Annotated in this window: 12 protein-coding genes; 3 read left to right on the plus strand and 9 right to left on the minus strand. The window is 58.6% G+C overall.

The window, feature by feature from the left end:
- Positions 1-6: 6 nt before the first annotated feature.
- The gene (locus NTD86_RS15920; protein ID WP_262203606.1) at positions 7-1,074 is read right to left on the minus strand and encodes an ABC transporter substrate-binding protein; all 1,068 of its coding nucleotides are present in this window, start codon (positions 1,072-1,074) and stop codon (positions 7-9) included.
- 334 nt (positions 1,075-1,408) lie between these two features.
- On the opposite strand from NTD86_RS15920, the gene NTD86_RS15925 reads away from it, so the two are divergent.
- Positions 1,409-2,128, plus strand: a complete 720-nt coding sequence (locus NTD86_RS15925; RefSeq protein ID WP_262203607.1) for a UTRA domain-containing protein — start codon at positions 1,409-1,411, stop codon at positions 2,126-2,128.
- A 71-nt stretch (positions 2,129-2,199) separates the two neighbouring features.
- Here the strand turns inward: NTD86_RS15925 and NTD86_RS15930 are convergent, their stop codons facing one another.
- The 7 genes from NTD86_RS15930 to minC form a co-directional block, all read right to left on the minus strand.
- On the minus strand, positions 2,200-4,359 hold the full coding sequence (locus tag NTD86_RS15930) for a mechanosensitive ion channel family protein (protein WP_262203608.1): 2,160 nt from the start codon (positions 4,357-4,359) through the stop codon (positions 2,200-2,202).
- 105 nt (positions 4,360-4,464) lie between these two features.
- Positions 4,465-4,641, minus strand: a complete 177-nt coding sequence (locus NTD86_RS15935) for a hypothetical protein (protein WP_262203609.1) — start codon at positions 4,639-4,641, stop codon at positions 4,465-4,467.
- Between the two features lie 179 nt (positions 4,642-4,820).
- Positions 4,821-6,110, minus strand: coding sequence for a M18 family aminopeptidase (locus NTD86_RS15940; RefSeq protein ID WP_262203610.1), 1,290 nt, complete (start codon positions 6,108-6,110; stop codon positions 4,821-4,823).
- A 153-nt stretch (positions 6,111-6,263) separates the two neighbouring features.
- Positions 6,264-6,899: a pseudouridine synthase gene (locus NTD86_RS15945; RefSeq protein WP_262203611.1), complete on the minus strand. Its 636-nt coding sequence runs from the start codon at positions 6,897-6,899 to the stop codon at positions 6,264-6,266.
- Between the two features lie 90 nt (positions 6,900-6,989).
- A complete protein-coding gene (gene minE / locus NTD86_RS15950; protein ID WP_019410761.1) occupies positions 6,990-7,244 on the minus strand; it encodes a cell division topological specificity factor MinE in 255 nt (84 codons plus the stop codon).
- Between the two features lie 3 nt (positions 7,245-7,247).
- Positions 7,248-8,060 (minus strand): septum site-determining protein MinD, encoded by an 813-nt coding sequence (gene minD, locus NTD86_RS15955; RefSeq protein ID WP_262203612.1) that lies wholly within the window; start codon positions 8,058-8,060, stop codon positions 7,248-7,250.
- Positions 8,061-8,259: 199 nt separating this feature from the next.
- Positions 8,260-9,003, minus strand: a complete 744-nt coding sequence (minC, locus tag NTD86_RS15960; RefSeq protein ID WP_262203613.1) for a septum site-determining protein MinC — start codon at positions 9,001-9,003, stop codon at positions 8,260-8,262.
- A gap of 120 nt (positions 9,004-9,123) precedes the next feature.
- On the opposite strand from minC, the gene NTD86_RS15965 reads away from it, so the two are divergent.
- Entirely contained in the window at positions 9,124-10,059 is a 936-nt protein-coding gene (locus NTD86_RS15965; RefSeq protein ID WP_262203614.1) for a lipid A biosynthesis lauroyl acyltransferase, read from the plus strand.
- Between the two features lie 24 nt (positions 10,060-10,083).
- Positions 10,084-11,250: a patatin-like phospholipase family protein gene (locus NTD86_RS15970; RefSeq protein ID WP_262203615.1), complete on the plus strand. Its 1,167-nt coding sequence runs from the start codon at positions 10,084-10,086 to the stop codon at positions 11,248-11,250.
- Between the two features lie 111 nt (positions 11,251-11,361).
- Here the strand turns inward: NTD86_RS15970 and NTD86_RS15975 are convergent, their stop codons facing one another.
- Positions 11,362-11,712 (minus strand): DUF6124 family protein, encoded by a 351-nt coding sequence (locus tag NTD86_RS15975; protein WP_262203616.1) that lies wholly within the window; start codon positions 11,710-11,712, stop codon positions 11,362-11,364.
- Positions 11,713-12,156: the final 444 nt, after the last annotated feature.

Below are 12,156 nucleotides of genomic sequence, written 5' to 3' on the forward strand. Positions count from 1 at the left end.
AGCTCTTTACTGCATGTTGATGATGACTTCTTCTTGCCATTTCTGCGGCAAGGACTTCGAGGTTTTTTCCCACGCTTCGGCATCTTTGATTGGCGTTACGTTCTTGTACTGCTCATTGGGCAGCAGCTTGGCCTGTACATCTTCAGGCAGCTTGAGGTGCTCGGCACGGATCGGACGGGCGTTGCCGCGCGCCAGATTGGTCTGGCCGGCATCACTGAAGATGAATTCGCGAGTCAGTTTGGCCGCGTTAGGGTGTTTGGCGTATTTGTTGATGAGGGTGGTGTAACCCGAAATCACCGATCCGTCAGACGGGATCAGCACCACGTAGTCGTCCGGGTTGGCCATTTTGGCCTTGTAACTCAGGCCGTTGAAATCCCAGACCACGCCCACTTCCACTTCGCCTTTTTCCAGCGTAGAGATGGTCGGGTTGGCCAGTGACAGGCGGCCTTGCTTGGCAATGTCAGCAAACATCAGCAGGGCAGGCTGGATATTCTTTTCATCGCCGTGGTTGGCAAAGGCCGCAGCCAGGACGCCGTTGGAGGCTTGCGCGGCGGTGCTTACATCACCGATCGAGACCTTGTATTTACCGGATTTGAGGTCGGACCATTTGGTCGGCACTTCGGAGCCGTGCAGCAGCTTTTTATTCACGATAAACGCGATGGTGCCGGTGTAGGCCAGTGCCCAGTTACCGTCTTTGTCCTTGGCCCAGTCCGGGATCTGTTCCCAGGTGGTCGGCTTGTACGGCTGGGTTACGCCCTTGGCCACGGCGATAGGGCCGAAGGCTGCGCCCACGTCACCGATATCAGCACTGGCGTTGTCTTTTTCGGCGGCAAACTTGGCCACTTCCTGGGCCGAGCTCATGTCGGTATCAACATGCTTGAGGCCATGCAGTTTGTTCAGGTCTTCCCACGTGCCTTTCCAGTTGGCCCAGTCATCGGGCATGCCGACACTGTTCACGGCACCCTCGGCCTTGGCGGCGGTTTCGAGCGCTTTTAAATCGACATCGGCGGCCATGGCCGAGGTGCATAGGGCGATGCTGGTGCCTAACAGTGATGCCAGAAAAAACTGTTTCATCTGAAGCTCCTTTGGTTTTACACGCTGGTTTTTTTAGAGTTTTTGCAGTGAGTTGGTCTAGGTCAGCAATACCTGAGCCAATTTAAGGGGGCTGCATGACACTTTAATGTCGGCATAGGTTGTGCAAGCACTTTTACAGGCCCGCCAAGTGCCGTGAGCTAAGCGTAGACCATGGTCAAAGGCCCGGTGGGTATGGGCTTGAGGGTTAAAACAGGTGTCTGTGTCATCGAACAGTCATCTGTACTGCCTAGGCTGACACCCTCAAGAGTTGAGTGTTTTTGCAGGCCGAGCCTGCCCACATTTGGTGCTGGACTAGTCCAGATAGGTAACGTTGATGCGTGAAGGTGCACCCAAAGCGGTGACAGCCATTGGCCTGGCCCTGCAAGAACAGATCGGACATGGCTTGCTGACCTGTGGCAGCCAATTACCGTCTGAGCGAAAACTCAGCGAACTGTTCGCGACTACCCGCATCACGGTGCGTGAAGCGTTGTTGCAACTTGAAGCGCAAGGGGTGGTGTATCGCGAGGAACGGCGCGGCTGGTTTATATCGCCACCGCGTCTGGCCTATAACCTCATGCAGCGCAGCCACTTCCATGCAATGGTCAGCGCCCAAGGGCGTGTGCCGACCACCGAGGTGATTAGCGCGCGATTACTACCTGCCTCTGCGGCGGTGTGCGCGCGCCTGCAACTGCCCGCGCTGTCCAGCGTGATTCAGATTTGCCGGGCGCGACGCATTGATAGGCGTTTAGTGCTGTACGTCGAGCATTACCTGAACCCGCAATACTTCCCGCACATTCTGGATTTTGACCTCACGCAGTCAATCACTGAGTTGTATGCGCGGCACTATGACTTGCATTACGGGCGGGTACGTTTTGAGATCGTACCGACTGCCTTGCCAGCGGAAGCTGCGGCCTCGCTCAAGGTATCGACGGGCAGCCCCGGGTTGAGAATCGAGCGGATCAACTATGACCAGCATGGACGGCTGATCGACTGTGACATCGAGTATTGGCGACATGACGCGATTCATGTCGGCGTGGATGTGCTGGAGCGTTAAGCCTGAGCCTTGCCTCGCGATCTTTTTAAAAGATCAAAAGATCGCGAGGCGAGCTCGCTCCTACAGGCGGGTTATTCCTTTTGTAAGTTCCCGCTGCTGGCGGTCACTACCTGCACACTCAGGCGCGGTGTCGCGAGGTCAAGGCCGGCTTCATCCAAGTGGCGCTTGAGCGACAGGTTGAACGCCCGTGAAACTTCCCATTGCTTGATCGGCGCGGTTTTAAAGCGTGCACGCAAAATCGCGCTGCCCGACTCGAAGCTTTCGACCCCTTGAATCTCCAGTGGCGACCAGATGTTGCGACGCTGCAGCGGGTCGGTGCGCATCTTTTGCCCCACCTCGCGCATCAGCTTGATGGCGTCGTCGATTTCCATGTTGTACGGGATCGCCACGCGGAAAATCGCGTAGCCGAATTCGCGTGAATAGTTTTTGATACTTTTGATTTCACTGAACGGAATGGTGTGCACGATGCCGTCAATGTCCCGCAGGCGCACGGTGCGAATCGTCAGGCCTTCGACCGTGCCCAGGTGGCCGCCCACATCCACGTAGTCATCAATGGCCAGCGAGTCTTCGATGATGATGAACAAGCCGGTAATCAAGTCGGCAACCAGCGACTGCGCACCAAAACCGATCGCCAGACCGATCACACCGGCACCGGCCAGCAGCGGCGTGACGTTCATGCCCATGTTCGCCAACGCGACGATCAGCGCGATGATGAAAATGGCTGCAAACAGTATGTTGCGGATCAGCGGCATCATGGTTTGTGCGCGGGCGTTGGCCAGGCCTTTGCGCGAGCGGGTCAAGGCGTGATGGATGGCCGTGTCAGCGAGAATCCAGATCAGCCAGGCAAACAGTAATGTGCCGGCCAGCCCGAACACTTTGACACTGATTTCATGGCCTTCACCTTCGGTGAAACCGATCAACGACAGGCCCCAGACCCGCAGCCCCAGTTCGATGAACACCAGCCACACAATCAGATGCGCCAGTGTGTAGACAAAGCTCTTTAGCCGTTCCGAATAAAACGCATAGCGCTTTGGCCCGCGTTGCGGCTTTTGCGCGTGGCGGCGTACCAGCCCGTTGATCACCATGCACAACACCACCAGCACGGCGCAGATCAGTGACTGGCGCAGTGCGGTGCTGGTATCGCCCGCCGAAAGAAAGGTGGCGAACAGAGAGACCCCGACCAGAATCAGCGCCGCAAGGTACCAGTAAGTACCGAGCGTCTCGATGCTGTCGCTCAGGGCGCGGCGGGTGAGGCGGCGCGACAGCGGCTGGTTGCGGATCAGGTGCGCGATGGGCCGGCGGAAGCGGATGATAAACAGCCCGGTCGACAGTGCCGCCATGACGTTGGCGAAGGTGGCCACGGTGTGCGCCAAATGCACGCCCAAGGAGGCGACCATGCGTGGATCGCTGAGCGCTTCTCCGAAGGCAGCAAAACTGCCTATCCACCACAGCGGGCGAAACGCCTGATGCCGCAGGATGTGCAAGGCGCGATGGCGGTGCGGGCCGTCGAGCAGCGAAAACAGAATCACGCAGGTAGCCGAGAAGCAGGTACCGATCACCAGGGCGTAAGCCAGCGCCATGGCCAGGTCCTTGCCCAGGGAAGAGGGCAGGGCGTAACTCATGTACACCGTGATCACCAGCGCCACCATCCACGGGCCGAGTTTGCGCAAGGCAAAGCGCAGCATGTCGACGGCCTTGGGGTGCTGCGGCAACTCTTCGCTCAGGCCAAAGCGCACCCGCACCCGGTGGCTGACCCAGATCAGCAGCGAGGCCAGCAGGCTCCAGATCAGGATGATGAGCGCAAAGGCAAAGATGATCGGCACCCACTCGTGGGCCGGTAGCATCAACGCCACCAGCTCATCCTTGGCTTGTTCGATTTCTTCGGTCCAGCGCGAGGTGGGGCTGTCGTTGCCCGAGAACTGTTTTTCGAGGTCGGCGAGGGTGCTGCCGATCAGGCCCAGTACACCGATTTCGGCTTCGGGCTGGGCTTTTTTGGTCGCATCGCGGAGCTTTTTAAGGTCGGCCAGCAATTTGCTGCGTTGCTGGTCGTTTTCAAGGTTGTTAATCACCTCATCCAGCGACTGGCCCAAGGGTTCGGTGGGTTGCGCCTGGGTTTTTTCTGCACTGGGGAGCAGGCTGGTGATACCGACTGCCTGGGCTGACGCAAGCGGCAGCAGGGTCAGCAAGCAAATCAGTAGCCAATGAGGCCGGGTAAGGAGACGAAGAAACACTAGGCGATCAACCTTGAATATTACGGATTGGTCGAGTGTACGCTAGGCCCCGCGATCATTCATTTTTTGTCATACATAAATAAGTGATCGCGGGCGCGGTGCCGTTTATTGATTCAGTTTGGCGAGGATCTTGAAAACGATGGTGCCGAAAATCAGCAGCATCCCAAACCAGATCGACAGGACACCGGGTTTGCTGTCGCGAAAGTTGAAGCCAATGGTGAGCAGCAACATACCGATCACGATGGGGATCAACATGGAGTTAAAGGCGGATATTTCGGGCATGTTCTAAACCTGAAGAAGTGGATGCTCCAAGTCTAGGTCGCTTTAGGCGGATATGGGGTGATGTGTATCAAAAATCAATCGCCCGGCACTTTTCACCTGTGTAGGAGCGAGCTTGCCTCGCGATCTTTTTTAAGATCAAAGATCGCGAGGCAAGCTCGCTCCTACACAGGTTGGGTGTATTACGGGAGTTCGTTACTGGCGTAGAAGGCGCTCAATACTTTGACCAGATGCGCCAGGTCATGGCTGCCGGCCAGTTCACGAATGGAGTGCATGGCAAAGGTCGGCAGGCCAATGTCGACGGTGCGCACACCCAGGTGGCTGGCGGTGATCGGGCCGATGGTCGAGCCACAGCCCATGTCGCTGCGCACCACAAAACTTTGCACCGGTACTTCTACCGCCATGCACAGATGACGGAAAAACCCCGCCGTTTCGCTGTTGGTGGCGTAACGCTGATTGCTGTTGACCTTGATCACCGGCCCGGCATTGAGTTTGGGGCCGTGGTTGGCATCGTGCTTCTCGGCGTAGTTGGGGTGCACGCCGTGGGCATTGTCGGCCGAGACCAGCAGCGACTTCTGAATGGTGCGCACAAACTCGTCACCCTCAGGCAGCACGCGCTGCAGGATCTGCTCCAGCATCGGGCCGTCCGCGCCGCACGCCGAGCAGGAACCGACTTCTTCGTGGTCATTGGCCACAAACAGGCACGTTTCGTCGGTGTCGGTGTTCAACAGCGCTTGCAGGCCGGCATAGCACGACAGCAAGTTGTCGAGGCGCGCGCCGGCAATGAAATCGGCGTTGAGGCCAATGACCGCGGCACTTTGTGTGTCGTAGAAGCTCAACTCATAGTCGAGTACCACGTCTGCGTTCAGACCGTGCTCGCGGGCCAGTTGGTCGGTGAGCAGGGCGCGGAAATCCACGCGTTCATCGCCGGCAACCTGGGCCAGAATCGGCGGCAGTTCGGTCTGCGGGTTAATCGCCCAGCCTTCGTTGGCTGTGCGGTTAAGGTGGATCGCCAGATTGGGGATGGTCGCAATCGGTGCGCGAAAGTCGATCAACTGGCTCTCGACCTTGCCGTCGCGGCGGAACGTCACGCGCCCGGCCAATGACAAGTCGCGGTCGAACCAAGGGGCCAGCAAGGCACCGCCGTAGACTTCGACACCCAACTGCCAAAAACCCTGGCGTTGCAATTCGGGTTGAGGCTTGACCCGCAGGCAGGGGCTGTCTGTGTGAGCGCCGACCATGCGGATGCCGCCCTGCAGGGGCGAGTGACGGCCCAGCTTGAAGGCCACGATGGAGGAGTCATTACGGGTGACGTAATAGCGGCCGTTGGCTTCGGTGTACCACGTGTCGCGCTCGTCGAGGCGCTGGTAACCGGCGGCTTCCAGGCGTTGAACAAGGCTGGCGGTGGCATGGAACGGGGTAGGGGAGGCCTTGAGAAAGTCGATCAGGCCTTGGTTCAACTCTTCGCGCATAAGTTACTCCAGACAGCAAGGCCGCGAGTTTAGCGCATTGATTACAAAAAATGATCCCTCAACTGGATCTCCCGTAGGAGCGAGCTTGCCTCGCGATCTTTTGAGGGTTTAAAAGATCGCGAGGCAAGCTCGCTCCTACAGGGTGTGTAGCTGTTAAAACGGCGCCGGGCACTCGAAGCGCAGGCGTTCGCCGGTCTGCGGGTGGGTGAAGCTGAGCATGCTGGCGTGCAGGCACAAACGTGGGTGCGCCGCCAACGCTTGCGGATGTGCATACAGGCCGTCACCCAGCAGCGGGTGGCCAATCGACAACATGTGTACACGCAATTGATGCGAACGCCCAGTAATCGGCGTCAGCTCGACGCGGCAGTAATCGGCGCAACGCTCCAGCACTTTCCAGAAGGTCAGGGCGTTTTTGCCAAACTCGTGATCGACCACATGCCGTGGCTTGGTCGGCGGGTCGTAGCGCAGGGGCAGGTCGATGCTGCCGCTGTCCAGTTCCGGTTGGCCCCAGGCCAGTGCGGTGTAGGCTTTTTCTGTTTCGCGATCATGGAATTGGCGCGACAACTCGCGGTGCGTGTCGGCATCGCGGGCCAGCAGAATGATCCCTGAGGTTTCCCAGTCCAGGCGGTGCACGATGCGGGCTTCGGGGTAGCCGTTTTCTTGCAGGCGGGTGATCAGGCAGTCTTTGTTGTCTTCAGCGCGGCCCGGCACCGACAGCAGCAAGGTCGGCTTATTGACCACCAGAACGCCCGCGTCCTGATGGATGATGTGAATGTTCGACAACGGCATTAAAACAGCCTCTTAACAAACGCCAACGGCGGCTTGGAGGTTCCCCTGAGCAGAGAAACCTCCAAGCCGCCGTGGTCACTGCTAGATCGATTAACGATCTGGCAGGGTGATGTTGAGTTCCAGAATCGAGCAGCTACCCTCGTTTTCAAGGGCGATCTGTACTTGATCGTCGCCAATGTTGACGTATTTGCGGATCACCTCGACCAGCTCTTTTTGCAGGGCTGGCAGGTAGTCCGGGGTACTGCGTTGGCCGCGTTCGTGCGCCACGATGATCTGTAGACGCTCTTTCGCGACCGACGCGGTGGTGGGCGTTTTGCGGGTACGAAAGAAGTCAAAAATGTTCATTGTTTAATTGCCTCCAAACAGGCGCTCGAAGAATCCCTTCTTCTGTACATCGAGGAATCGATGCTCCACTGTTTTGCCCAGCAGGCGATCAACCGCATCGCTGTAGGCCTGACCGGCGTCGCTCTGGTCATCAAGGATCACCGGTACACCCTGGTTGGATGCCTTGAGCACCGCCTGGGATTCGGGGATCACACCCAGCAGTGCAACGGCCAGGATTTCCTTGACGTCTTCAACGCCGAGCATTTCACCCTTGCTGACGCGATCCGGGTTGTAGCGGGTCAGCAGCAGGTGTTCCTTGATCGGGTCTTCGCCCAGCTCTGCGCGACGCGACTTGCTGGCCAACAGGCCCAGCATGCGGTCCGAGTCACGCACCGAGGACACTTCCGGGTTGGTCACGACAATCGCTTCATCGGCGAAGTACATGGCCAGGTGGGCGCCGGTTTCGATGCCTGCCGGAGAATCGCAGACCACGTAGTCGAAGGTCTCTTTGAGTTCCATCAGAACTTTTTCGACGCCTTCTTTGGTCAGGGCGTCTTTGTCACGCGTCTGGCTGGCAGCCAGCACGTACAGGTTTTCCAGACGCTTGTCTTTGATCAGGGCTTGTTGCAGGTTGGCTTCGCCGTTGACCACGTTAACGAAGTCATACACCACGCGACGCTCGCACCCCATGATCAGGTCGAGGTTACGCAGGCCAACGTCGAAGTCGACGATGACGGTTTTGTGGCCGCGCAGTGCAAGGCCTGTACCGATAGCGGCGCTGGTGGTGGTCTTACCCACACCACCCTTGCCGGATGTAACCACTAGAATCTTGGCCAAGGTGCTTCACCCCTAAGGAAAAAGGACTTTTTAGTCCCTGAATAACATCTCTAAATAAACGACAGCAGATAAACAGTGTGTGGACATCCTCCGAACCCGGTTCAAGCGACTTGAACCCTGGCTAACTGCTGATTGCCTACAAAGACTAGTCTGTTTTCTCTACGTATTTGAGATGGTTGGAAAATGGCGTGAGTATCCGTTAAAGACGGGTGATGTTCAACACGTCACTTGACAGACTGATTTGAACCCCGGCGCCCCACAAAGGATCGCGTCGCAGGTCTTCAGATACTTTGTACATGCCGGCAATGGACACCAGCTCGGCGCTCAGTTGCTGGCAGAAAATCCGCGCCTTGGTGTTGCCTTTATGCCCGGCCAGTGCCCGACCACGCATTGGCCCGTACACATGGATGTTGCCATCGGCCATAAGTTCCGCCCCGGGGCTGACGGACGAGATCACCACCAGGTCGCAACCTTCGGCATACACCGTTTGGCCACCGCGTACTGGCGTGGTAATGATGCGGGTCGGTTTGAGGGTTGGCTCTGGCGGTTTTTCGGGTTTTTTCGGCGCGATGATCACCTCCACAGGCGGCTCGATCGGTCGCTCCCGCGCACCCGAAGGTGGCAGAACTGGCAGGTCGATGGCGATGGCGGCGGCGATGTCTTCAATGCGGCTGGCGCGGATGGCCAGAGTGCGCAGGCCATGTTGGCGACACACCCGCATCAGCCCGGGCAAGTCGACAGCACCGGCACCGGCGGGCAGTTTGTCGAGGGCCAGCACCAGCGGGGTGTTACTGAAAAAATTGGGCGCCTGGGCAACTTTGGCGGCCAGTTGGCGATCAAGGGCTTCAAGGTTGTTCTGGGCCAGTTCCAGCACCGTAATGGCGAGCATACTGCCCTTAAGCTGAAACACGGGGGCTTGGTCTTGCGATTCGGTTTGGCTCATGGTCGGCTTAATGCGGCTTGTCACTTAAAGTGCAGAGACTTATAACGAGAACGCCCGCAAGCCGCAAGCCGGGTCTAACGATGTAGAATGCACGGCCCTTGTGTCTGTCCGGAATCATTAATGGATCGTCCGCGTTTTCGTGCTGCTTTTTTTCATCCGCGTTTCTGGCTGCTGTGGTTAGGGCTGGGCGTGCTGTGGCTGGTGGTGCAATTGCCTTATAAAGGGCAGTTGGCTATTGGCCGTTTTCTGGGTGCATCGATGTATCGGGTGGCCGGTGAGCGGCGGCGGATTGCCGCGCGCAATCTGGAGCTGTGTTTCCCCGAGAAAACCGCCGCCGAGCGCAAACGGCTGCTCAAGGAAAACTTTGCGTCAACCGGTATCGCCTTTTTTGAAATGGCCATGAGCTGGTGGTGGGCCAAGCCACGGTTGGCCAAGTTGGCGCATGTCCAAGGGCTGGAGCATCTGCAGCAGGCCCAGCGTGAAGGCCAGGGCGTCATCCTGATGGCGTTCCACTTCACCACGCTGGAAATCGGTGCCGCCTTGCTCGGGCAGCAGCACACCATTGATGGCATGTACCGCGAGCACAAAAACCCGCTGTTCGACTTTATCCAGCGCCGTGGCCGCGAGCGCCACAACCTGGACTCGCTGGCGGTGGAGCGCGATGACGTGCGCGGTATGCTCAAGTTGCTGCGCGCCGGGCGAGCGATCTGGTACGCACCCGATCAGGACTACGGCGCCAAGCAAAGTATTTTCGTGCCATTGTTTGGCATCGAGGCCGCCACGGTGACCGCCACCAGCAAGTTCGCCAAGCTGGGCAAAGCGCAAGTTGTACCCTTTACTCAACAACGACTGGCGGATGGCAGTGGTTATCAGTTGGTGATTCATCCGCCATTGAGCGACTTTCCCGGAGAAAGCGATGAGGCCGACTGCCTGCGTATCAACCAATGGGTCGAGCGTGCGATACGTGAATGTCCAGAGCAATACCTGTGGGCACACCGGCGCTTCAAGACCCGGCCGCCGGGCGAGCCGAAACTCTACGAAAAACGCCGCAAGTAACCTGCGCTTCAAGGGCGCCTGGGTATGAACGGGCGGGCGTCGGTCACCGGGTTGATTCTGTCGGGCGGCGGCGCCAGGGCGGCGTATCAAGTGGGGGTTCTGGCAGCCATCGCGGAGCTGTTGCCTGCGGGTGCGCCCAACCCGTTTCCGGTGATTGTCGGCACCTCGGCCGGGGCGATCAATGCGGTCAGCCTGGCCAGTGGCGCGATGAACTTCACCCAGGCGGTCGAGCACTTGACGGCCTTCTGGCAACACTTTGAAAGCCATCGCGTGTTGCGCAGCGACTGGCCTGGGGTGATCCACCAGGCCAGCCGCTTTCTGGGCCACAGCCTGTTGGGCCTTGGCAGCCATGTGCCGGTGGCGCTGCTCAATAGTTCGCCGTTACGCGAATTGCTCAATGACAAAATCAACTTTGCCGGCATCGACCAAGCCATTGCCGGGCAGCACTTGCGCGCCGTGGCGCTCACGGCCTTTGGCTACTCATCGGGCCAGGCCGTGACGTTTTATCAAAGTGAAGGTGCCATTGAAGGCTGGTTGCGTCATCGGCGCATTGGCCTGCCGACGGCATTGACCGTCGAGCACTTGCTGGCCAGCTCGGCCATCCCGCTGTTGTTTGCCCCGGTCAAAATCGGCGAAGAGTATTTTGGCGATGGCGCCGTGCGCCAGTCCGCGCCCATCAGCCCGGCGTTGCATTTGGGTGCCAATCGTGTGCTGGTGGTGGGCGTCAGCGGCAACCCGCGCGGGCCGGATCAGCAGGGCGGGCAAGCGCGCCAATACAACGCCCCACAACCGACCTTGGCGCAAATTGGCGGGCACATGCTCAACAGCACTTTTATTGACAGCCTTGAGAGCGATATCGAACTGCTGGAGCGCCTGAACCACTTCAGCCGTTTATTGCCTGACCAGCCCGACAACCTGGGCTTGGCGCCGGTTGACGTTTTGGTCATCGCCCCTAGCCAGCCCATTGATGAGATCGCCGCCCGCCATCGCCACGAACTGCCCGCTGCCCTGCGCCTGTTTTTGCGCGGGCCGGGTGCGACCAAAACCAGCGGTGCGGGTGTGTTGAGTTATTTGTTGTTCGAGGCGGGGTATTGCAGCGAGCTGATTGAATTGGGGCGCAAGGATGCATTGGCCCAGCGTGCGGCGCTGGCGAGGTTTTTGGGGTTTGAGGCCCAACCTTGTAGTCGTTGACGAGCAGCGCGAGGCTACGTTGTAGAGGCCAAACTCAAAAGATCGTCAGGCAAGCTCGCTCCTCCAGGGGTAGGGTTAAACGCGCCTGCTTGCACTCAGGCGCGTGCGGCGTCAGTGCGTTGCCAGATCGTCCAGCGATTTGTCGACATAGGCCCTGGCCATCGTCACTAAATGCCCTATGGACAACACCAGGTCGCGGGCGTCGCCCTGCATGCCGTTGCCCACCTCACTTGCCGAAGCCCCCGCGCAACGCAACAAGTCTGACGCTTGGGCCAAAGCCACTTCTAAATTGACGCTGTCGGGGATCTCGTACGTGACCGGAGCCACGGGGCGAGCAGGCTTAGGGTCGTGCAGGTAAAAGTCGAGGGCGCGATTGGCGGCGGCACGGTCCAACAACTGTTCATCGCCCTGTGCAGCGTCGTGCAAGGGTAGGGCGGGTGGGTCGGGGACTATTTTTTTCATGGTCAACTCCAGATGCCTTCAAAGGAGCTGCCACGGGTCGCGACTAAACGAATAGGTGGCAGCCGTACGCAGGTTAGTCGACCGGTGCATCTGGAAAAACCGGCGCGCCCGAAGGCGCCCTGCGCACGGCCACCAAAAAGCTGAGGCCGAAAAAAAGCGCCTCGCAAAAGGTGGCGCTCATGCGCCAGATGACTAACCGGGCGACTAAACCCGATCGCTGAATGTGCAGCGATGGGCCGAGACTAGCCCCCGAATAGGGCTGGCGCAAGCGAGCGGGATTTTCTCGGAAAATTCGTATGATTGAAAGCGATGCTTCGTACGAAATGGCTGATTTACGCGGCCTGACGGGAGTGGGCTGTATGCATAAACACCTGTCAACTCTGACAGTTTCGCGACGTTAAAAAAGCGCGCTTAATCCACGCAGGGTCTTACAGGTCGTGCCGG

This window comes from Pseudomonas sp. 7P_10.2_Bac1 (assembly GCF_025465935.1).
In the GTDB taxonomy this organism is placed as follows: domain Bacteria; phylum Pseudomonadota; class Gammaproteobacteria; order Pseudomonadales; family Pseudomonadaceae; genus Aquipseudomonas.

Excerpts from the sequence above, each read along its gene's own strand:
- NTD86_RS15920 (WP_262203606.1), bottom strand. The coding sequence starts at position 1,074 with ATGAAACAGTTTTTTCTGGCATCACTGTTAGGCACCAGCATCGCCCTA.
- NTD86_RS15925 (WP_262203607.1), top strand. The coding sequence starts at position 1,409 with ATGCGTGAAGGTGCACCCAAAGCGGTGACAGCCATTGGCCTGGCCCTG.
- NTD86_RS15935 (WP_262203609.1), bottom strand. The coding sequence starts at position 4,641 with ATGCCCGAAATATCCGCCTTTAACTCCATGTTGATCCCCATCGTGATC.
- NTD86_RS15940 (WP_262203610.1), bottom strand. The coding sequence starts at position 6,110 with ATGCGCGAAGAGTTGAACCAAGGCCTGATCGACTTTCTCAAGGCCTCC.
- NTD86_RS15945 (WP_262203611.1), bottom strand. The coding sequence starts at position 6,899 with ATGCCGTTGTCGAACATTCACATCATCCATCAGGACGCGGGCGTTCTG.
- minE (WP_019410761.1), bottom strand. The coding sequence starts at position 7,244 with ATGAACATTTTTGACTTCTTTCGTACCCGCAAAACGCCCACCACCGCG.
- minC (WP_262203613.1), bottom strand. The coding sequence starts at position 9,003 with ATGAGCCAAACCGAATCGCAAGACCAAGCCCCCGTGTTTCAGCTTAAG.
- NTD86_RS15965 (WP_262203614.1), top strand. The coding sequence starts at position 9,124 with ATGGATCGTCCGCGTTTTCGTGCTGCTTTTTTTCATCCGCGTTTCTGG.
- NTD86_RS15970 (WP_262203615.1), top strand. The coding sequence starts at position 10,084 with ATGAACGGGCGGGCGTCGGTCACCGGGTTGATTCTGTCGGGCGGCGGC.
- NTD86_RS15975 (WP_262203616.1), bottom strand. The coding sequence starts at position 11,712 with ATGAAAAAAATAGTCCCCGACCCACCCGCCCTACCCTTGCACGACGCT.